General features: G+C 68.9%; 15 protein-coding genes. 6 read left to right on the top strand and 9 right to left on the bottom strand.

Annotated features, from left to right (window positions below; all coding sequences use genetic code 11):
* Positions 1–91 precede the first annotated feature (91 nt).
* On the top strand, positions 92–925 hold the full coding sequence (locus tag V6N07_RS17555; protein ID WP_371158196.1) for a sulfotransferase: 834 nt from the start codon (positions 92–94) through the stop codon (positions 923–925).
* A 73-nt stretch (positions 926–998) separates the two neighbouring features.
* Positions 999–1,439, top strand: a complete 441-nt coding sequence (locus V6N07_RS17550) for a PA2169 family four-helix-bundle protein (protein WP_371158194.1) — start codon at positions 999–1,001, stop codon at positions 1,437–1,439.
* 120 nt (positions 1,440–1,559) lie between these two features.
* Here V6N07_RS17550 and V6N07_RS17545 read toward each other — a convergent pair whose 3' ends face one another.
* Positions 1,560–1,790 (bottom strand): hypothetical protein, encoded by a 231-nt coding sequence (locus tag V6N07_RS17545; protein ID WP_371158192.1) that lies wholly within the window; start codon positions 1,788–1,790, stop codon positions 1,560–1,562.
* Positions 1,791–1,979: 189 nt separating this feature from the next.
* Here V6N07_RS17545 and V6N07_RS17540 point away from each other — a divergent pair, with 189 nt between their 5' ends.
* A complete protein-coding gene (locus V6N07_RS17540; RefSeq protein WP_371158190.1) occupies positions 1,980–3,989 on the top strand; it encodes a DEAD/DEAH box helicase in 2,010 nt (669 codons plus the stop codon).
* 134 nt (positions 3,990–4,123) lie between these two features.
* Here the strand turns inward: V6N07_RS17540 and V6N07_RS17535 are convergent, their stop codons facing one another.
* The 3 genes from V6N07_RS17535 to V6N07_RS17525 form a co-directional block, all read right to left on the bottom strand.
* Positions 4,124–5,071, bottom strand: a complete 948-nt coding sequence (locus tag V6N07_RS17535) for a glycosyltransferase (protein WP_371158188.1) — start codon at positions 5,069–5,071, stop codon at positions 4,124–4,126.
* 157 nt (positions 5,072–5,228) lie between these two features.
* Positions 5,229–7,547 carry a hypothetical protein gene (locus V6N07_RS17530; protein WP_371158186.1) on the bottom strand — a complete coding sequence of 773 codons (2,319 nt, stop codon included), beginning with the start codon at positions 7,545–7,547 and terminating at the stop codon, positions 5,229–5,231.
* Between the two features lie 111 nt (positions 7,548–7,658).
* Entirely contained in the window at positions 7,659–9,071 is a 1,413-nt protein-coding gene (locus tag V6N07_RS17525) for a calcium-binding protein (RefSeq protein WP_371158185.1), read from the bottom strand.
* 242 nt (positions 9,072–9,313) lie between these two features.
* Here V6N07_RS17525 and V6N07_RS17520 point away from each other — a divergent pair, with 242 nt between their 5' ends.
* Together V6N07_RS17520 and V6N07_RS17515 are read left to right on the top strand one after the other, a co-directional pair.
* Positions 9,314–11,914, top strand: coding sequence for a calcium-binding protein (locus V6N07_RS17520; RefSeq protein WP_371158183.1), 2,601 nt, complete (start codon positions 9,314–9,316; stop codon positions 11,912–11,914).
* A 128-nt stretch (positions 11,915–12,042) separates the two neighbouring features.
* A complete protein-coding gene (locus V6N07_RS17515; RefSeq protein ID WP_371158181.1) occupies positions 12,043–12,564 on the top strand; it encodes a hypothetical protein in 522 nt (173 codons plus the stop codon).
* 6 nt (positions 12,565–12,570) lie between these two features.
* On the opposite strand, the gene V6N07_RS17510 is transcribed toward V6N07_RS17515, so the two are convergent.
* The 5 genes from V6N07_RS17510 to V6N07_RS17490 form a co-directional block, all read right to left on the bottom strand.
* On the bottom strand, positions 12,571–13,443 hold the full coding sequence (locus tag V6N07_RS17510; protein WP_371158179.1) for a hypothetical protein: 873 nt from the start codon (positions 13,441–13,443) through the stop codon (positions 12,571–12,573).
* Entirely contained in the window at positions 13,430–16,171 is a 2,742-nt protein-coding gene (locus tag V6N07_RS17505; protein ID WP_371158177.1) for a glycosyltransferase, read from the bottom strand. The genes V6N07_RS17510 and V6N07_RS17505 overlap by 14 nt, the downstream gene beginning before the upstream one ends.
* Positions 16,172–16,201: 30 nt before the next feature.
* Positions 16,202–17,368 (bottom strand): nucleotide sugar dehydrogenase, encoded by a 1,167-nt coding sequence (locus V6N07_RS17500; protein WP_371158175.1) that lies wholly within the window; start codon positions 17,366–17,368, stop codon positions 16,202–16,204.
* Positions 17,369–17,474: 106 nt separating this feature from the next.
* Positions 17,475–18,833 carry a phosphomannomutase gene (locus V6N07_RS17495; protein WP_371158173.1) on the bottom strand — a complete coding sequence of 453 codons (1,359 nt, stop codon included), beginning with the start codon at positions 18,831–18,833 and terminating at the stop codon, positions 17,475–17,477.
* 40 nt (positions 18,834–18,873) lie between these two features.
* Complete coding sequence (locus V6N07_RS17490) at positions 18,874–20,292, bottom strand: mannose-1-phosphate guanylyltransferase/mannose-6-phosphate isomerase (RefSeq protein ID WP_371158171.1); 1,419 nt, start codon at positions 20,290–20,292, stop codon at positions 18,874–18,876.
* Between the two features lie 259 nt (positions 20,293–20,551).
* Between V6N07_RS17490 and V6N07_RS17485 the strand changes: the two genes are divergently transcribed.
* The gene (locus tag V6N07_RS17485; protein ID WP_371158169.1) at positions 20,552–22,138 is read left to right on the top strand and encodes a hypothetical protein; all 1,587 of its coding nucleotides are present in this window, start codon (positions 20,552–20,554) and stop codon (positions 22,136–22,138) included.
* Positions 22,139–22,141: the final 3 nt, after the last annotated feature.

Raw genomic sequence — 22,141 nt, 5'->3', positions numbered from 1 at the left:
GGCTGGACCAAGGACGCGATTGACCGGCCTGACCGGGACATGCGACCAACAAAAATAAGAGCTTAGGGCTAACATGCTGGGATATTGATATATGTTATCCTCTAATGATTTGACGCGGGGGCATCGGTACCTATTCGTCGGGGGTCTGCACCGGTCGGGGACCAGCCTTGTCGCGCGCCTGATCGCGGGCCTGCCCGGTGTCGCGGGCATCGAAGGCGCCCCGGTACCCGAGAACGAGGGCGCCTATCTTCAGGGGGCCATTCCCCATGACGCCCTGTCGGGGCGACCGATGCATTTCGCCACCGACCCGGAACAGCACCTGACCGAGGCGCATCCGTTGAACCGGTTGGAAACACGCCTGCGGCTGGAAGCGGACTGGGCGCCGTGGTTCGGGCCGGGCGCCTGGCGGGTCGAGAAATCGCCCGTGAACCTGACCCGGATGCGCCTGTTGCAGCAGCTGTTCCCCCTGTCGCAGTTCGTCGTCATCCTGCGCCACCCCGAGGCGGTGGCCGGGGCGGTCGCGAAATGGGTCGATGCCCCGGCCCCGGCATTGATCGACCATTGGCTCGGGGCGCAGGCCCGCATGGCCGCGGATCTGGACCGGCTGCATGCCGTCATGGTGCTGCGCTACGAGGATGTCACCGAAACCCCCGAGGCGACCCGCGCCGCCCTTGGCGCGTTCCTGTCGCTGTCGGCGTCACCGGGATCCGGGGACGAGGCGATCACGAACCGCAACGGCGATTACGCGGGGGCGCAGCGGATGACCCCGGCGCAGGCGGCCGATGCCGCGCGGTGGGGATACCGTCCGGGCCTTGGCGTCGATGCGGATTGGCGGCCGGTCCTGCGCCACCCCCTGCGTGCCGTGCGCATGGCCACGCAGGCCGCCCTGTCGCGCGACACCGTGGAAGGCATCGGCAGGGATTGATAAATGATACCCCCCGGAACCGATGTCCGGGGCGGCGGCTTATCGGCTTAGCAACTCACCCGAGGAGAGACCGATGACCCAGAGAAGCGAAGCCCTGCATACCCTTCTGACCCGCCTGCTGGACAGTCGCGCAGGCTATGAGGAGGCGATCGAATACGTCGACACGCCGTCCCTGAAATCCACGATGTCCGACCTGATGGAGCGTCGTTCCCGCAACGCCGCCGAGGTGCGCGGCTATCTGGAGCAGCTGGGCGAAACGGTGGACGACGACCGGTCCCTGCTGGCCCGTGCGCACCGCCTGTTCATCGGCTTCAAGGATGCCGTGACGGGCAAGGACGACGATGCCGTGCTGGCCGAAGTCGTGCGCGGCGAAAAGACCCTGCGCGACGCCTATGACGAGGCGATCACCGCCGCCGGCGGCAACGATCCGGAGTTCGACTTCCTCGTCGCGCAGCACGACAGCCTGAACCAGGCGATCCACGAGTTGGAGCCGCGTCACCGGGACGCCGCCTGACAGGCGCGCATCGCGACGCGACATGGCCCGCCCCGGTGATGGGGCGGGCCATGTGCGTTTGTGGGCCGGAACGACGGAACCGCCGCGCGGTGATGCGCCGGCGGGGCCGTCCGGTGGCGATCAGGCCGGCAGGCTGCCTGCGGGGGGCACGGCAAGGGGGCCGACATGGTCCGCCGCCTGCGTCGCCCCGGCGGGGGGCAGCATCAGCGTATCGTCATCCGTCGCCGTGCCGGGTGCCAGGTAGGACCGCAGGTTTCCGGCGGCAAGGGACAGGGTATGCGCCGTCATCTCGGCGGCCATTGCCGATGGCAGGACGGTTGCGGCGATCATCTTCTGCAGGGGGGTGGTCATGGGAATATCCTCATGTGTCAGGGGGGCGGGGGGTCACGGGGCCCAAACGCGCCGCACCGCGGCATTTGTTCCGGGCAAACCGGGGGCATTGATATCTATCAATCCCGGCGATCGTGGCGGACCCCTTTGCCCGCCACGGGCGTTGCCTTCGCATTCCCCCCCCCGAAAGCGGACCGCCCCATGACCGAGATGACCGTTGACACCACGACGGGCGAGGATCTGCCCCGCTGCCTGAAGATTGCCGAGGATCTGCATACCGGCGACCTGATGGTGCACGAGGACCATGGCCTCGGCCGGTTCGCGGGCCTCGACACCGCCGCCGGGTCCGAGGTGATCCGGCTGGAGTTCGCCGAGGGGGCCTCCCTCCTCGTGCCGGTGACGGAGGCCGGGACCCTCTGGCGCCACGGCAGTTGCGATACCGGCATGGCCCTCGACGATCTGGGCGGATCCGCGTGGAAACGGCGCAGCGCGACCCTGCGCCGCCGGGTGTCGCGGGCCGCCGGGCGACTGGTCCGCGCCGCCCGCGCCCGCGAGGCCGCCGAGATGCCGGTGATCGAACCGGGGGGCGCCGCGGTCGACCATGTCGCCGCCGGTTTCCGGTGGGAGGAAACGCCCGACCAGCAGGCCGCCATCGACGCCATTCTGAGCGATCTCGCGTCCGGGCGGGGGATGGACCGCCTGCTGGTCGGGGACGTCGGGTTCGGCAAGACCGAAGTGGCGCTGCGTGCAATCGCTGCCGCCGCGGGGGCCGGGGTGCAGGTTGCCGTTCTGGCGCCCACCACCATCCTCGTGCGCCAGCACCTCGAGACGCTGACCGACCGTCTTGCGGGGACCGGCCTGACGGTCGCGGGCCTGTCGCGGCTGGACCCGCCCGCCGCCGCGCGCGATGTCCGCGACCGCCTGCGCGCGGGCCGGATCGACGTCGTCGTCGGCACCCATGCCCTGCTGACCCCGGCGACGGCCTTTGCCGACCTCGGCCTGATCGTCGTCGACGAGGAGCAGCGCTTCGGCAAGGCGCACAAGACCCGCCTGCGCCGTCTGACCGAGGGGGCCCATGTCCTGTCGATGACGGCCACGCCGATCCCCGGCAGCCTGCAACAGGCCCTGATCGGGATACAGGACCTGTCGGTCCTGGCCACGGCCCCGACCCTGCGACACCCCGTCCGGACGGCGCAGGCGCCTCTGACCGATGCGGTCCTGCACGATGCCCTGACGACCGAACGGGCGCGGGGCGGGCAAAGCTTTGTCGTGGTACCCCGGATCGCGGATATCGACGCGGCGCGCGACCGGATCGCGCGGGCCTGTCCCGACCTGTCGCTGCGCGTCGTTCATGGCGATCTGTCGGCGCGGGACCTGGATGCGCAGATGCGGGCCTTCGCGGAGGGCGACGGGGATGTCCTTCTGGCGACGACGCTGATCGAATCCGGGCTGGACGTGCCGCGCGCCAACACGATGCTCGTCCTGCAACCCGAGCGGTTCGGCCTGACGCAGCTGCACCAGCTGCGCGGCCGCATCGGGCGCGGGGACGCGCAGGCCATCTGCCTTCTGCTGTCGGCCGGGACCGAAACCCGCACGGCGGATGCGCGGCGCCGGCTGGACACACTGGTGCGGCAATCGGGGCTGGGCGCGGGCTTTGCCCTGTCGCGCATCGACCTCGACCTGCGGGGGGGCGGCGACCCGTCCGGTGCGGATCAATCGGGCCATGACGCGCGGATCGGACCCGCGCTGCATGCCGATCTGCTGGCATCGGCCCTGCGGCGGGCCCGGGGCCTGCCCGCGCGCAGCCGCCCCGCCGTGCACCTGGAGGTGACGGCCCACCTGCCGGAGGCCTATGTCAACGACCCCGACACGCGGGCGACACTGTACAACCGGCTGGGCCATGCCCGCACCCTGTCGGACCTCGGGGATCTGCGCCACGAGGTGACGGCCCGGTTCGGCCCGATGCCCACGGCCACCGATGCGCTGTTCGACATCGCCGCCCTGCGCCTGCGCGCCGCCGACCTGGGGGTGGAGGGTCTGTCGGCAGGGCCGGAGGTGGTTGCCATCGACCTGCCGCGCGGGGCCTGCCCGGATCCCTTGCCGCAGTCCGTGACGCGCAGCGGTCGACGCCTGCTGCAACACGGGGATCACGCCGATTTCGCGGGCCAGGTTGCCGCCTTGTCCCGTGTTCTGGACGTGATCGCCGCGGCGCGGGCATAGGGGCGCAGACCCCTGTGCCCCGCCTGTCGGTAACTTTGATTATGTAAAAACCTGAACCTCACCCGACCCCGTCACCGCCGGGGATCGTCCGGGGACGATGCCTGCGCCGTTCTGGGGGGCAATCGGGTCCGGCGCTAGAATTTGCCCAAGGCCGCTGCGGCATAGAGGGACGCCTGCCCTGCATGCCCCTGCCGGTACAGGCCCAGCCGCCGGATCGCCGCAACCCGCCCCCATGGCCCCGCGTCCCGTGCGGCGGCAAAAGCCTCGACCAGGGCTGCGTTCTCGGGCGTCAGCAGGTCGCGCACCGCCATCAGGGCCGCAAGGTTCACGGTGTTCCAGCGCCCGTAGACCCCGCTCCACAATTGTGCCAGCCGCCGCCCCCGCGCGACGATGCCGCTGTTGGCCCCGATCAGGTTGGCGCCGTGCTGACGGTAGAGGGTCTGGGGTTCCACATCCAGCAGGATGCGCCCCCCCCCGCCGGTCACGATCTGATACAGCCACCAGTCATGCACGATCAGATCGCCGGTCCTGCCGGCGGCGGCCCGCACGAGGCGCGTCGCGGCCGCGTTCAGCACGATCGTGTTGCCCGTGGCGATGTTCTGGGTCAGCGCATTGCGGAACGACGGCGCCCTGGGCGGCAGGCGTGACGGCCTGCGCCGGACCAGATCACGGTCGCAGACCATGATCCGCGAACAATAGAGCGCAGGCGTGGCCGCATCCTCGGCGTCGAACGCGTCCAGCCGCGCCATGGCCCGTTCCAGCTTGCCGGGCAGCCAGACATCGTCCTGATCGGCGAAGGACAAGCGGTCGACCCCCTCGGGCGCGCGTTTGATCAGCGACAGGAAATTCGCGGCGGCCCCCTGTCTCGGTCCCGCGATCCGGGTCACCGGCAGGTCCGGATGCTGGATCAGAAACTCGTCCAGAATGGTCTCTGTTCCGTCGGTGGACCCGTCGTCGCTGACCACGATCAGGTCGGGACGCAGGCTCTGGGCGACGAGGCTGTCAAGCTGCGGGCGCAGCCACGCGGCGCCGTTGCACGTCGCCAGCAGGACGGCCAGACGAGGGGGGGCGATGCCGGTCATGGCCTGCCCCCCGGCAAGAACACGACCGGAGCGGCAGTAAAGGGGCAAAGCGACATTCAGACATCCCGAACCGGCGAACAGACCCGCTTCGGATACAGGTGGCGGCGAATGCAACACAAGGCACAACCCTGCCCCCGGCCCCGGGGCACCACCGACGTCACGCCAGCAGGTCCGTCTCCACCCCGCCGACGCGCAGGGTGATGGCGGCCTCGCCCATGCCGTCGACCAGCGCCCAGATGATCTGACCGGTCGGGCGATAGATGACGAAGGCTTCGCTCGTGCCCGCGTCGCCCGCGCTGGCGGTGTTGGCGACATTGATCTGGAACTGATCCGCCGTGGCCGCCCCGCCGAAGAGCAGGATATCCCCGTCGGCGGCGGAATAATCCTGAATCCAGTCGTTGCCGTGATCGCGGATGCCCAGATGAAAGAACGTATCCGCCCCCGCGCCGCCGTTGACCCGGTCGGACCCGAAACCGCCGTTTACGAAATCCATCCCGTCGCCGCCGAAGATCTCATCCCCGAAGGCACTGCCCGTCAGGGTGTCGTTGCCGGTGCCCCCGATCACGGTATCGGCGCCAAAGCCCCCGGCGATGTTGTCGTTGCCGGCATCGCCCCGCAGCTCGTCATTGCCATAGCCACCATCGATCGTGTCGTTGCCCGCGCCGCCAAACATCACGTCGCGCAGGTCGGCCGTCGTCGCGCCGCCCGTGATCACGTCGTTGCCCGCACCACCCAGAAGCGTATCGGCCCCGTCACCGCCGCGCAGGGTGTCGTTGCCGCTCCCTGCTTCCAGCCGGTTGTTGCCTGTCGAACCGACGAGGATGGCATCCCAACCGCCGATCATCGTGAAATCCTCGATCCCGGTCAGGGTGTCCTGCGATCCGCCAAGGCGCCCGTGGGTGCCCGCCGCCAGATCGACGGACAGGGTATCCGTGGTCAGGCCGGTCACATCGGTGATCAACCGGTCACGGCCCGCGCCGCCGTCGAAGACGTCGGAGCCGCCGCCGTTGAACAGGATGTCATCGCCCGCGCCGCCCGACAGGGTGTCGTTGCCGGCCCCATCCGCAAGGCTGTCGTCGCCCGCGCCCCCGTCGATCATGTCGTTGCCCGCCAGTCCCGACAGGGTGTCCGCCCCGGACAGGCCGGTGATGGTGTCATTGCCGCCCGCACCGGTCAGAACGTCATCGCCCGAGGTGCCGGTCAGGGACTGGGGCGCGTTCGGGTCGCTCGTGCCGACAAGGCGGAAATTGGCCTCGGTCAGGGGGGATCCCGACTGGCTGTCGTGGCTGATGTCGAGGCGCGTGCCGTCCGGCAGGGTCAGGCGGCTGACGTTGCTGAACGGCTTCGTCAGGGCCGCGACCACCGCGGCGGCCGAGGCAAATCCGCTGTCGATCAATTCCGCCACTTCGGTCGCCAGGTCGAAACCGACCACCCGGATCTGCCCGCCCCCCTGGATCACGCGATAGGTATCGGTGCCGTCCTGCCCGAACAACGTGTCGGACCCGGCGCCCCCCACCAGGGTGTCGTCGCCCGTGCCGCCCTGCAGCTGATCGTCGCCCGCGCCCCCGTCCAGCAGATCGTCGTCGCTGCCCCCGAACAACGTGTCCTCGCCCGCGCCACCCGACAGGGTATCGTCCCCATGGGATCCCTGGATCTGGTCGTTGCCGCCCAGCCCGTCGATCACGTCGGCCACGTTCTGGCCGAAGACGGTGATGTCGTCGCCCTCGGTCACGATGGGGGGGGTGAAGCCTTCCTTGGTGAAGCCCGCGATCTCGTAGCCGATATCGGCCAGCAGGGCGCGGTCGATATCGGTCGGCAGCTTGCGACTGCCGGTGGTCGAGGTCGGATCCATCAGCACGGTGTCCCCCTCGAACCCGTCGACCACATGGCTCAGATCGGCCACGAGAGGGATGCCGCTGCCACCGTTGACGCGCACCGAATTGGGGCCGTCGAACGAACCGCCCGCCCCGATCTGATCGAAGATGGAGGCCGTCCCCACCCCCATCACATGCCCGATTTCGTGCAGGGCGGTGGACAGGAAATCATTGCGCCCGCTGACCGGCCCCGAGATGTCGAAGCTCCAGTTGATCGTGGGGTCGAAGGTGATCGTGCCGGCCCATGGTTCGAAATCGGTGACGGGGCCGGTGCCGCGCCAGTTGTTGGTGATCCGCGCGCGCAGGATGTCGCCCGAGGCGTCCACCCCGTCGAAGCCGCCATTGGCCAGCGGCCCGCCCAGAAGCTCGGCCCCCATGAAGATCATCAGATCGTCGATCGGCGCATCCAGAACGACCGCCATGTCGTTGCCGGAATCGGACGGGTTGTCGACGGTGAAGGCGGTGCCGACCGGGACATCGTCGAATTCGTCGCTGACGATGCCTTCCCAGATGCGGGCGGCTTCCTCCAGCGCGGCGCGGACGTCGGCCGTATAGAAACCGGTGCTGTCGAAACGATAATCGAATGTGATGTTGAATGTCATGGTCGACCCCCTCCCGGCGAAACACATCGCGCATGCGCAAGGCGCACCCTAGAGGGGACGGGCCGCATTCGTCGAGACGGGGCGGCGCGCCCGGTCGTATTTCGGCCGACCCTAGCCCAGCAGATCGAAGACATCCCCGCCCGACGTGATCAGGATCTGCCCCTGCGTGGCCCCGTCGACCAGGGCCCAGACGATCTGACCGGTGGGCCGGTAGATCACGAAGGCCTCGGAAAAGCCGTCGATCCCGGCGCGGGGGGTATCGGCCCAGTTGATCTGAAACTGCGCGGCCGTCGCCGTGCCGCCATAGGCCAGCACATCGCCCTGCGCCGCCGAATAATCCTGGATCCAGTCGCTGCCGTGATCGGGCACGCCCAGGTGATAGAAGCGGTCCGCCCCGGTGCCGCCGTTCATCCGGTCGAAGCCGAAACCGCCGTTGATGAAATCGTCCCCCGGCCCGCCCGAGATCAGATCGCCCAGCGAGGCACCGGACAGAAAGTCGTCCCCGTCCTGCCCGTTGATGGTGTCGGCCCCGATGCCGCCCTGGATGGTGTCGTGGCCCGCGCCGCCATTCAGCTCATCGTTGCCGGCCCCGCCGTCGATCACGTCGTTGCCCATGCCACCGAACACCACGTCGCGCAGGTCCGCAGGCGACAGCCCCCCCAGCAGCACGTCGTCACCCGCGCCCCCGTCCAGCGTATCGACCCCCGCACCGCCGTTCAGCGTGTCGTCCCCGCCCAGGCCGCGCAGCACATCGTTGCCGCCCAGCCCGTCGAGGCGATCGGCAAAATCGCCCCCCTGCAGGGTGTCATTGCCCGCCGTGCCGCCGCCCGTCGTGCCGCCCCCGCCCAGATCGTTCAGCGTGCCACCGCGGAATTCGTGGACCCACAGGCCCGCCGCCCCGCCGCTGCCCGTCAGGTCGGGCAGATCGTGCAGCGCCGCCGGATCGCCCGGCAGGATCCAGCCCCCCGCCCCGCCCGGCCCCGCGATCCCCGCGCGCGCCCCCGTATCGTCCAGCGCGGTGCCCTGCACCCATTCGATGGACTGATAGCGGAACACCACGTCCAGATTGCCCCCGCCCCGGTCGAACAGCTGCAGCTGCACGGTATTGGCCACGGTGGCATCGCGGCGATAGGCCCCGACCCCGTCCCATGTGATCGTGACCACGTCCGCCCCCGCATCGACATCCAGCCAGACGCCCCCGCTTTCGGCCCCCTCGCCATCCAGACGGGTGTCCATATCGGCCCAGAACGGCGCGATCAGGGTGCGGTCCGGCAGCGGATCATCGGTGGGATAGGCCCCGAAGGCGGATCCGAAGGACAAGGTGCCATTGGCGTTGAGGAACACGTCCCCGGCCGCGTGGGTCTGGCCGAACATCGACAACCCGGCGCCGAACACCGCCGACAGGTCGAGACGCAGGCTGCCGTCGTCGGCGCGGGGCAGCTCCGTTTCGCCAAAGCCGCGCGGGCCGCCCAACCCGGTCTGTGCCGTGCCCATGCCCGTTATTGCCGTGCCGCCCACGGTCATGGGGTGCCGTCCATCGGATGCCTCCGCCCGGGTGATCTCGGACCGAAGGATGCCGCCGGCCGTGTTACCGCCCGGTTACCGGCGGGGCGCCGACCTGCGTCGCATTCGCCTCAATTGCGCGATACCGCGCGCGCGGAAGTCTTTGGAATGTCGGGCTTGCACCACCTTGCAGCTTGTCGCACCATCGCCCCCAAAGGTGCGCGCGGGTGGGACCTCGCGCCATTTTCCGAGGGAGACATTTCATGGCAACACGCATCCAGTATTTCGGCGGCAATCCGTTCTTTTTCGACCTGGGCTTCGATGGGGACCTGACCCCCGTCAGCCTCGGCAGCACCGAGGTCGTCGTCAACAACACCAGCACCGGCGCCACCGTCACCCTTGCAGGGACCGGCATGACCTTCAGCCCGTCGGGTTCGCCCACGGGGGGCACGCTGTCGTCGATCAGCATCGCCCAGAGCGGCAGAACGGTGGCCACCATCACCGCGACGCCGGGCGTGTCGCTGGTGGCCTTCGACCAGGCGCTCGAGGCCGATGCCGATGGAAACCAGGGCCCTCTGAGCGCCCTGTTCCAGGGGCCGCTGACCTTCGACGCGGCCGCGGCCACCGACGGGATGAACCTGAACTTCGATTTCTATTCCGCCCTGTCGGGGCCGGGCACGTTCCTCGGCTCCAACGCGTTCGACTACATCGTGGGCACGGCGGGCAACGACCTGATCGTGCCGGCCAACGGCGATGACGACATCATCGCCACGGACGGCAACGACACCGTGGATTTCAGCCTGACCAACGTGGGCAACCTGAACAACGCGCCCGCGATCGTCTATTCCGGCCTCGAGACACCCATCTCGGTGCGGATCGACGGCACCGCCAACACCGGCAGCGTGACCAGCGCGGTCGGCACCGACACCTTGCTGAACATCGCGCGCGTGCTGGATTGGTATTCCGCCGGCTTCACCCTGATCGGCACGGATTTCAACGACAGCTTCGACATCACCGGCGGTGACGAAAGCTGGATGGCGATCCGTCCGGGCGAAGGCAACGACCGCATCACCATCACGCCCGACAGCCAGGATCAGATCGTGCGCGTCGACTATACCTGGAACGGTCAGCACGAGCCGAGCCAGGGGATCATCGCGGACCTGTCCATCGGCCTCGTGTCGCGCGACGGCTTCGGCGGGCAGGATACGATCACGGTCGCCAACACCCTCGCCTTTCGCGCGCTGGAACTGCGGGCCACCGATTTCGCCGACAGCATCCTGGGCAGCGACCTGAACGAGAGGTTCATCCTGCAGGGCGGGAACGACACGCTGGACGGGGGCGACGGCGATCAGGACATGGTGCGCTACGACCGCGGCGGCTCCTCCAGCGGGATCACCCTCGATTTTCAGTCCGGCGTGGTCACGGGCCTGTGGGAAGAGACCGCCTTCACCCATAGCGTGACCAGCATCGAACAGGTGCGCGGTACCGGCTTCGGCGATACCCTGCGCGGCGCCGATACCGACGTGGCCGACTGGCTGGAGGGGCGCGACGGCAACGACCTGATCGAGGGGCGCACAGGCGATGACCGCCTGTTCGGCGGCGAGGGCAACGACACGCTGGACGGCGGCGCGGGCCGCGACCGCCTTTACGGGGGCGACGGCAACGACCTGCTGCGCGTGGGCAACGTGCCCGCCAGCGGCGAGGAATTCGGCGACATCATCAGCCCCGGTCTGGGCAATGACACCATCGTGGGCCAGGCCAGCCACATGGCCGCCGGTGCGGGCATCGACCTGCTCTACGATCAGCTTGGTGGAATTGGCGGGCTGACCATCACGGCCAATGGCAACGGCACGGGCACCGCGGTTTCGGGCGATGGCCGGGTCAACGACACCTTCAGCTTCGTCGACCATATCGAAGGTTCGAACGACGCCGACCGTATCACCTTCAACAGTTTCGGGTCCGATTATCGCGGGCTTGTCGGCAGCGGTGGCAACGACACGCTGGAAGGCGGCACCGGGACCAATGACACCGCCGAATACCGGTGGGACGAATACGCCCCCGGCACGACCGGCGTGGTGGTGAACATGGCCACGCGCACGGTGCTCGATGGCTATGGGGCGACGGACACGCTGATCAACATAGACCGCGTCAACGGCTCCAACCTCGACGACACCATGACTGCGGGCACGGACGGGGTCTATTTCCACGGCTACGACGGCAACGACCGTCTGGTCGGGGGTGACGGGGACGACCGCCTGCGCGGCGGTGACGGCGCCGACACCATCGTCGGCGGTGCGGGCGATGACCGCATCGATGGTGGCGAGACCGCCGCCGACCTGCGCGATCTGGTCTTCGGCGGTGCGGGCAACGACACGATCGACGGCGGGTACGGCAACGACGAGCTGCGGGGCGATGCCGGCAACGACAACATCGCCGGGGGTTTCGGCGCCGATACCGTGATCGGCGGCACCGGCAACGATACCCTGACGGGATCGGCCTTCGGGGACGAGATCTATGGCGGCGACGGCATGGATTTCGTCAACGGCGGCTTTGGCAGCGACCGGGTGAACGGGGGCGCGGGGGCGGACAGCTTCTTCCACCTTGGCATTGCCGACCACGGCAGCGACTGGATTCAGGACTACTCGGCGGCCCAGGGCGATGTCCTCGTCTTCGGCGGGGCGGCCACGGCGGATCAGTTCCAGATCAACCAGGCCAACACCGCCAGCGCGGGGGATGCGGGCACGAACGAGGCCTTCGTGATCTACAAGCCGACCGGTCAGATCATCTGGGCCCTGGTGGATGGCATGGGCGAGGCCGCCATCACCCTGCGCGCAGGCGGGGTCGAGACGGACCTTCTGGCGTGATACCGGGTGCGGGGGAGGACCCACCCCCCCCCCCCCCCCCCCACCCCGCCCTTGCACCATGGCCTGAGTGCGGCGCATAAGGATCTCGCTGAAAACAGACCTTTGCGCCACATCGACCGGGGACGACCATGACCGACACGGATACCACCGACCGCACGCCCCTCCAGCGGGAGCTGGACGCATTGGGCGCCCTGATCGGTGATCACCTGGACAGGTTGTCGATCATGGTCGAGGGGATATCCGTCGATCAGGACGTCACCCGCCAGTTGGAGGAGGCCCAGGCGGAACTGCGGGCCGCGCATCACGAGCACCGCGTCCGCCTTGCCATGGTCGAATCCAAATACGCCGTCGCCCGCGATGGCGCCCTGCAGGGCGTCGCCCCCCTGCCCGCCCAGTTGGAGGCGCTGCACGCCTCGGAGCTGTTCGATCCGGACTGGTATCTGGAGGCGAACGAGGACCTGCGCGCCGCCGGCGTCGACCCCGCGGACCATTACGCCCGCTCCGGCGGGTTCGAGGGGCGCGACCCCGGCCCCGGCTTCGCGACGCTGGCCTATTACCTGGCCAATCCCGACGTGGCCGAAAGCGGCTGGCCCGCGTTGGTCCACTACGAGATGTATGGCCGCGCGGAAGGCCGCAGGACCGCCCCCTGATCCGGCCTACAGGGCGTCGGCCACCACCATCTCCATCACCTTGTCGAACACCTCCGGTGTCTCGGCCTTGGCGTGGCCCTTCTCGTGCTCGAACAGCAGACGGTGCACGGGCCGCGCCTCGGGGTCATGATCGTGGCCGACACCGAGGGCACTGCACAGGGGCTTGTAGTGCAGCTCGTAATGATGCTCGTCCATGGTGTTCTGGATCAGAACGATGCGCCGGTTGCGCAGCACGTCGATGTTCTCGATCAGGCTGAGCCGTCTGGGATGGGCGGCCAGGGCATCGGCGCGGGCGTCCGGGCCGTTCTCGTTCAGGCAGATCCGCAGATACCGTTCCACGTTCTTGAAGATGAACTTGGTCACGTCGGTCTGCGGATTGACCGCGATCGCCGCCGCCTCGGGCAGGAACTGCAGCATCCGCAGCGCCGCATAGCCGCCGCCGCTGCTGCCGTAGGTGTGCACGTCGCGCGGGGCGATGCCCATCTGGGCACAGACCTCGCCGATGGTTTCGGCCAGCACCGGCAGGGGATCGTAGTCGAGCGTACCCGCATACCACGCCAGCCCCAGCCCCTCGTTCAGGTGCAGCGACGGGTCGGACACGAACAGGACATGGCCGGGAAAGAACGGCGCCCATGTGAACCGCTGGAACACGGGGGGGTTGTACTTGCTGCGGGTGGCATCGCCCGAGAACAGGACGAACAATCGCGGGTCGTGCTCCACCGAGGGATGCCACAGCATGTCATAGCGGATCCCGTCGCGGTCCCAGGAATAGACGCCGGGATCGGCATAGGACAGCCGCGTCCCCTCCGACCAGTCGCGCAACTCCAGCTGCTTGAGTTCCTCGAGGGAAAATTTCCCCGACTGCCTAGGTATTGACATGGACGGCCCTCCTGATGTCGTCGACCCGCCGCAGATGCGTGTCGTAGCTGAAGTTGCGGGCGGCATAATCCGTCGCACGCGCCACCTGCGCGGCATAGGCCGCCGGATCGGCATGCAGGGCGCGGGCCCGGTCCACGGCCGTTTCGGGCGTGGCATAGATCGCCGCATCACGGAACAGCGGGCGATAGATCTCGGGCAGGATGACGGGCACGCCGACGGCCATGGCCTCGATGATGGTGCGGCCAAAGCTCTCGACCCATCCGGGGTGCGAGAAATAGACGAAGACGTCGATGTCGGCCAGGAAATCCCGCGGCGCCATGGACCCGAATTCATGCACCACCCAATTGTCGGGTCGCCCGCCCGTCAGGCGGTCGGGGACGCGCGCACCGCCCAGGACATGCACCTCCACGTCCGGGGCATCGGGATAGGCGGCGCGGATCTCGGCGGCATCCGATGGCCACTTGTGCGGATGGTCGCGCGAATGGCGCCCGATGCGCATCCGGTCCGACGGGCCACGGGTGCGCGGCCCCCGTGACCAGCCCGCGATGTCGATGATGTTGCTCCAGTCCCAGTCGGACAGGGTGATGTGCTGCAACTCGTGGGCGTGGTGGGTGGTCATGGCGTCCCGCACCAGCGGCCCGATCGGGTGCCAGGTGGCGTCGCGCCCGAAATACCGCCGCAGGTTGTGGGCGCAATGCTCCAGCTCGTAGCGGATCTGTCCCTCTTCGGTATAGTCGCCCTGCGGCGGCTGGTTGACGACCACGCGCACGTCGCCCGCCGTCACCTTCGGGATGAACGGCGTATAGCGATACAGGACCGGCGGATAGCGCACGATCAGCAGGTCGCAGCTGACCGTCTCGCCGTGGCTCAGGATATCGGCGGCCCCGCCGCGCACCTCGTTCCAGACCTCGTCGACGATGGCGCGGTCGATGTTGTGGGACACATCGTAGCGATACATCGGAAAGATGCCGGTGCGCAGGCCGCCGCGGGCCTGTGCGTCGATCTCCTGGGCATTCGACTGGGAACTGCCGCCGAACAGGCGGAAATCCGAGGTGATGATCACGTCGTAATGGTTGCGTTCGGGGTATCCGGCCCGCCCGGTGGTCATGATGCGCGGCGCCGGGAAGGGGCGTGTCGCCGGATCGTTGCGATACAGCAGGCCCTCCTCTCCGCGGGTATGATGGTCCTTCTGCGCCTCGATGTACTGGCGGCGCACGCCGAAGGGTTGCCCGTTGATGCCAAGCTCCGGGTCCGCGACCATGGAGGTGTCGGAATCGCGCTGGAACGACAGCGGCCCGGTCGGCAGGTGCACGATCGCATCCTCGCCCCAGATGATCTGGAACCGGCGCACCAGTTCGTTGTCGGCCGAAAAGCGGACCGTATCCCAATAGCCCAGCCGCTCGCGCATGGGGGCGCGGCGGAACATGAACGACGAGGTGTTGGTGAACAGCAGGTATCCCACCCCGCTCCAGCGGGTGAACGCCAGGTCCGAGGTGCAGCGCGCCTGCTGCGAGGTGCAGCCCATGACGTCCGGATGCGCCATCAGATAGCGGGCCTGGGTGGCGATCTTTTCGGGGTGCGACCAGTCGTCGGCGTCGTGCACGGTGACGTAGTCGCCGGTGGCCGCATCCAGCCCCGCGTTGCGCGCCACGTAGGCGCCGCCGTTGCGCGCCATGGGAATGAACCGGATGCGCGGGTCGGACGCCGCCGCCGCCTCGACGATGGCGGCCGTGGCGCCGTCGTCGTCGCTGGCATCGTCGATCACGATGATCTCCAGGTTGCGCCAGCTTTGCTGCTGCAACCCGCGCAGGGCCGTCGGCAGGGTGTCGGCGGCATCGTACGTGGCGATCAGCACGCTGATCAGCGGGCCGTCCGTGACCGGCTCGGGGGGGGCTGCGGGGGCCAGCCGGTCGTAGACGGTGGCGCCCGTCGCCAGCAAGGTCAGGGGCGACAGGTCGTGGGCCGCCAGAACGCCGTCGATCCGGGTCATCCGGTCGGCGGGCGTGGTGGCGATGTTGACCGCCGCCAATCTCAGATGAGGGCTGGTCTCGCCGTTCATCACCGCGCGCTGATAGACGGCCTCGGCCTGCTCCGGATCGCCCGACAGGCAGTGGCACAGCACCTCCAGCGGGGCCAGCAGGCGGCGGGTGGCAAGGGCGGGGTCCTCGGCGCGGATCGCCTCGAACAGCGGCAGCGCGGCGGCATGGCCCTCCGCGTCGGCGCGCCGCATCCGGTGGGCCAGCAGTTCACGCAACGCCCCCACGCGCACGGTCGACACCTCGCTGTCGCGGGCGATGGCCGCGATCTCCTCCAAGGCGGCCGCCTCGAAGCCCAGCTTGAGCATCTTCTGGGACGCGGCACTCACATCCAGCAGCCCGTCCCGCGTGGCGGCGCGGGGCGGGCGCTTGCGGGTGTGATGCGCCGCCTCGCCGTAGCGCACGAAATACAGCAGCGGATTGATCCCGCTTTCGGCCACCTCCGGATAGCTTTCGGTGTAATACTGCGTGTTGAAGTTCTTGCCCGGATTGCGCCCCATGTCGGCGCCGTATTTCAGATAGTGCTCCGCCGGTTCCATCCCCAGGGCCGCCACATCGGGATAGGTGTCGCGATACCAGACGTTGTGCACCTGCTTGGACGCCCGGATCAGGCGCGACGCCTCGCGCAGGGTCAGGCCGTCCAGGGGATCGGGGCGTGGGCTGTCGACAGGGTCGGGAAGATCGGTGGACATGGCAGGATTCCCGTCGTCAGGGGGTAAGGATCAGTTGTTGCCGAACAGGTCGCGGGTGAACACCTTGTCTGCGACGTCCGCGATATCGGGCGTCATGCGGTTGGCGACGATCACGTCGCAATCCGCCTTGAACCGCGCCAGGTCGCGTTCGTTGCGCGACCCGAAGAAGGCGTCGTCTTCCAGCGCGGGTTCGTAGACGATGACCTCGATGCCCTTGGCCTTGATCCGCTTCATCACCCCCTGGACGGAGCTGTCGCGGAAGTTGTCGCTCTCGGCCTTCATGACCAGGCGGTAGATGCCGACCACCTTGGGGCCCTGGGCGATGATGCGGTCCGCCAGGAAATCCTTCCTCGTCTGGTTGGCATCCACGATCGCGCGGATCATGTTCTGCGGCACCTCGCGGTAATTGGCCAGCAGCTGCTTGCTGTCCTTGGGCAGGCAGTAGCCGCCATAGCCGAACGACGGGTTGTTGTAATGGGTGCCCACGCGCGGATCGAGGCCGACGCCCTCGATGATCTGGCGGCTGTCGAGGCCGTGGGCCAGCGCATAGCTGTCGAGTTCGTTGAAATAGGCGACCCGCATGGCAAGGTAGGTATTGGCGAACAGCTTGATCGCCTCCGCCTCGTCGCTGTCGCACAGCAGGACCGGCACATCCGGCTTCACGGCGGCCTCGGCCAGCAGGTCAGCGAAGGCGCGCGCCCGGTCGGACCGTTCGCCCACGACGATGCGGCTGGGGTGCAGGTTGTCATGGAGCGCCTGCCCTTCGCGCAGGAACTCGGGCGAGAACAGGATCTGGGTATTGCCCGTGCGCCGTATCAGCGCCTTGGTATAGCCGACGGGGATGGTCGACTTGATCACCATGACTGCCTCGGGGTTGATGCGGCTGACCTCGTCGATCACCGCCTCGATCGACGCGGTGTTGAAGGCGTTGGTTTCCGGGTCGTAATTGGTCGGCGTGGCGATGATCACGAATTCGGCGTCGGCATAGGCCTCGACCGGGTCCAGCGTGGCGCGCAGCGACAGGGCATCGCCCTTCAGGAATGCCTCGCATTCCGCATCGACGATGGGCGAGATGCCCGCCGTGACCATCGCGATCTTCTCGGGGACCACATCGACGGCGGTGACATCGTGATGACGCGCCAGAAGGATGGCATTCGACAGGCCCACATAGCCCAGGCCTGCAACGGCGATCTTCATGAAATATCCTTATCCGGAATGCTTTGGGACAATATTCTGTATCCTGCGGTCTATACTCCCCGCACCCGGCGATTTGAAGGCCGCGCCACGGGCAAGGATACGACCCCTACAGAAGCGCCTGCACCCGCGCCACGCCCGCGGCCACCAGATCCGCATCGCCCCGCGCCTCGACGTTCAGGCGCAGCAGGGGTTCGGTGTTGGACCCGCGCAGGTTGAACCGCCAATCGCCCATTTCCAGTGACAGCCCGTCGGTGTCGTCGCGCGCCGTGGCCTCGGGCGCCAGGGCATCGGCGACGCGGACGATGGCGGCGGCGGTGTCGTCGACGCGGGTATTGATCTCGCCCGACGATGGAAAGGCCGCGCGCCGCGCCGCCACCATGTCGGCCAGCGGTATGTTCCGGCGGCTCATCAGCTCCAGCACCAGAAGGGCGGGGATCATGCCGCTGTCGCAGGCCATGAACTCGCGGAAATAGTGATGCGCCGACATCTCGCCGCCATAGACGGCGCCCGTCTCGCGCATCACGGCCTTCATGAACGCATGACCGGTGCGCGCCTGCACCGCGCGCCCGCCCCCCGCCGCCACGATGTCGCGGGTGTTCCAGACGACGCGCGGGTCATAGACGATGGCCGCACCGGGATCGCGCGCCAGGAACGCCTCCGCCAGCAGGCCGACGACGTATTCCCCCGCCACGAACCCGCCGGTGGCATCGAAGAAGAAGCAGCGGTCGAAATCCCCGTCCCATGCCAGCGCGATATCGGCGCCATGGTCGCGCACCGCGTCTGCCGTGACGGGCTGGTTCTCGGGCAGCAGGGGGTTGGGAATGCCGTTCGGGAAGGTGCCGTCGGGGTCGTGGTGCATGCGCACGACGTCCAGCGGCGCGCCGCGCGCGGCCAGCGCCTCCAGGATGGCGTCCAGCGTCGGGCCCGCCGCGCCGTTGCCCGCGTTCACCAGCACGCGCAGGGGCCGCCACACGCCCACATCGACGAAGGACAGCACCCGGTCCACATAGGCCGCGCGGGTGGCGGACACGTCCGATACCGTGCCGGGGGTCGCGGCGGGCGCGGGGGCCGCGCCTTCGGCGGCGACGCGCACCGCGTCCAGATCGGCGGGGGTCAGGGGGGCGGCGCCCGCCTTGACCAGTTTCATGCCGTTGTAATCCATCGGGTTGTGCGAGGCGGTGACGCAGATGCCGCCATCCGCGCCCAGGTGGTCGGTGGCGAAATACACCTCCTCGGTGCCGCACAGGCCCAGGTCCAGAACCTCCGCCCCCTGTTCCGTCAGGCCCCGCGTCAGCGCCTCGGCCAGTTCGGCGGAGGTGGCGCGGATGTCGCGGCCCACCACGACGCGGCGCGCACCGGTGGCGGTGACGAAGGCGGCGCCGACGCGGGTGGCGATCCCGGCGTTCAGCTCCGCCCCCAGGCGGCCACGGATGTCATATGCCTTGAAACAGGTCAGGGGGGGCATGGGGCATGGCCTTTCGCAGCGGATGGATCGGATGCGCCCGTCACTTGCGGGAATAGACATCCTCGTAACGGACGATGTCGTCCTCGCCCAGATAGCGCCCGGTCTGCACCTCGATCAGGACCATGTCGACCTTGCCGGGGTTTTCCATCCGGTGCGTGGCGCCCAGCGGGATGTAGACGGACTGGTTCTCGGTCACCAGGCGCACCTCGTCGTCGACGGTGACGCGGGCGGTGCCCTCGACCACGATCCAGTGCTCGGACCGGTGGTGGTGCGATTGCAGCGACAGCGCCGCACCGGGATGCACGTGGATGCGCTTGACCTGGAACCGGTCGCCGACGGCGAGGCTCTCGAACCATCCCCAGGGGCGATGGTCGCGCGGCAATTGCACCGCCTGCGGCGCGCCGCGGGCCTTCAGCGCGCCCACCGCTTCCTTGACGCGCTGGCTGTCGGAGCGGCGACCGACCAGGACGGCGTCGGGCATGGCGACCACGATGGCATCCTCCAGCCCGATGCCCACGACCTCCAGCCCCGGCGCCTCGGACCGCAGCAGCGTGTCGCTGCAATCGATGGCGGTGGCGGGGCCGGACAGGGCCACGCCGGTGTCGTCGCGCTCCGCCTCGCGCCAGACGGCGTTCCAGTCGCCCAGATCGGACCAGCGGCCGTCGAACGGCATGACGTCCAGATTGTCGGCCTTTTCCATCACCGCGTAATCGATCGAGATGTCGTCCGCCCCGGCCCACGGGTCCGCCGCCAGGCGGGTGAAGCCCAGGTCCGACTGCGCCCCGTCCAGTGCCGCGCGTACGGCGGCGACCATCTGCGGGGCATGGGCCTCGTAGGCGGCCAGGATGGTGCGGGCGGAAAACAGGAACAGACCCGCGTTCCACAGGTATCCCCCCGCCGCGACCATGCGCGCCGCCTCTTCGGCATCGGGTTTCTCGACGAAGCGGGCCAGGGGTGTCGTCGCGCCGGGACGCGCGTCGCCGTCCAGCTGAAGATAGCCATAGCCGGTCTCGGCGCGGTCGGGGGCGATGCCGAAGGTGACGATGCGCCCCGCCTCGGCGGCCGGGCGCGCGGCCTCCACGGCGGCGGCGAAGGCGTCGGCATCGGGGATGACATGGTCCGACGGCGCCACGAAGATCAGCGCGTCAGGATCGTTCCGCGCCGCCCACATCGCACCCGCCAGCACGGCGGGGGCGGTGTTGCGCGCCGCCGGTTCGATCAGCACCGCGCCGGGCGTCACGCCGATGTCGTCCAGCTGTTCGGTGACGATGAAGCGGAAATCGCCCCCCGTCACGATCACCGGCGCCGCGAACCCCGCCCCCGACAGCCGCCGGACGGAGGCCTGGAACAGGCTGCTGTCACCGGTCAGGGCGGCGAACTGCTTGGGGTAGGACTTGCGCGACAGCGGCCACAGGCGTGTGCCGGACCCGCCGCACAGCAGAAGCGGTGTGATCGTCATGCCCCGCACTCCGACAGGACGGCGAGGGCGGGCTGGAAGGCGGGGAACAGGGACATGCGGCACCGGACATCAGGAAACGGGACGGGCGGACCGCAAGGGGCCGCACCGCCGCAGGCTATCGCCCGTGCCCTCATGGCGCAACATCGCGGCGGCGCCGTTTCGGGTACATCCTGTTTCCGCAAAGGGGCCGCCCCCCGGCCCCCCGCACGCAGGCCCGGACATCATCCCGTCTGGCATTTCCGCCCGGAGTCCGGCATCCATGACCCCAATTCCGCCCACAGCACTGGATGGCACCCACATGACCGCGAAGACCACGACACATCGGGCTGCCGCAGATTCCGCCGATACGACCGATACGGCCATCGCCCTCGCCGAGAGGGAGCTGTTCTGGAAACCGCGCCACGTCCGCCCCTGCCCGCTTCTGGAACATGTGCCCTTCGTGTTCTGGCTGGTGGCGACGGTGCGCCCGCACCTCACCGCCACCGTGAACCTGACGACGGGGGTGGCGCATTTCGCCGCCTGCCAGGCCACGGAGCGGCTGATCCCCGAGGCGCGCTGCCTTGGGTTCCATGCGGGCGACGCGGTGCCGGGCGACCTGCTGGCGTACAACGCGGGCACCTATGCCGACCTGTCGCAGCTGGCCTGCGCCGGACCGGGTCAGGCCGCGCAACAGGCGGGCGCCGGACAGGTCGACCTGCTGCTGGTCGAGGGAACGCCCACGCGCGACACGCTGATGGCGATCCGGGATCACTGGCTGGACCGGATGTCGCCTGCCGGGGTCATCGTCCTGCCCGGAGGGCAGCCCGGGGACGCCATGCCGGGGGCGCGGCCAGATGGCGACGGCGACGGCGATCCCCTGGCGGACCTGCGTGGGACGTATCCGCATGTGACGTTCGATCATGGCGGGGGCTGCACCGTGCTTCTGGTCGGGTCGCAGCCTGCCCCGGCCCTTGCGCGGCTGGCCGACGACACCGGGCACACCCCCGGCGTGGCGTCGATGCACCGCATGTTCGCACGGCTGGGCTGCGACCTCGGCCGCAGCCTGCGGCTGGACACGGCCGAGGCGCGCGCCGAAACCCTGCAGGCCGAGGTCGCGACCCTGTCCGAGACGGTGGCCCGGTTGCGCCGTGCGCAGGACGACGCCCTTGCCCTGACCGCCCGCCTGCAGGCCGAGGCCCGTGATCACGCCGCGTCCGAAGACCGCCTGAAGGAGGCCCACGAGGCCCATCTGGAGGATCTGCACGCCGAAGTCGCCTTCGGTCACGAACGCATCGCGGAGCTGCGCCGGGAACTGGAGGCCGGCGGCGGGGCCGGAGGCGATGCGGAGGCCGAGATCGTCGCCCTGCGCCGTCAGATGGCCGAGGGTTTCGCCCTGCGCGAGGCGCGGCTGGCCGAGATGGCCGAACAGGCCGACGCCGACAGGCAGGCAGCCCTCGACAGCAGGGCCGATCTGGCCGGGCGCTTCCGCGAGCTGGAGCATCTGACCCGCCTGCTGGAGGAACGCGACGCCACGATCGCGGATCTGACAGGGCAGCTGCACAGCAAGGACCGCGCCATCGACGATATCCGTGCCGGGATGGACCGCGACGACGGCCAGACCGCCGAACACCTCGTGACCCTGCGCATGGATCTGGATGCCCGCACCCAGCAGCTGTCGCAGATGATGCAGGAGCGGATCGCCCAGACCCGCAGGATGGCCACGCTGGAGGCGCGGATCGTCGACATCCGTCACACCCGCGACAGCCATGCCCACCGGATCCGGCAGCTTCTCGACAGCTCTTCTTGGAAGCTGTCGGCCCCGGTGCGGGGGATCGGACGCATCGTCGGCAAGGGCCGGCGCCCCTAGGCA

This window comes from Jannaschia sp. 2305UL9-9 (genome assembly GCF_041403465.1).
Classification (GTDB): Bacteria; Pseudomonadota; Alphaproteobacteria; order Rhodobacterales; family Rhodobacteraceae; genus Jannaschia.
The sequence above is the reverse complement of the archived record's forward strand: the minus strand, read 5'-3'. Positions and strand labels throughout refer to the sequence as shown.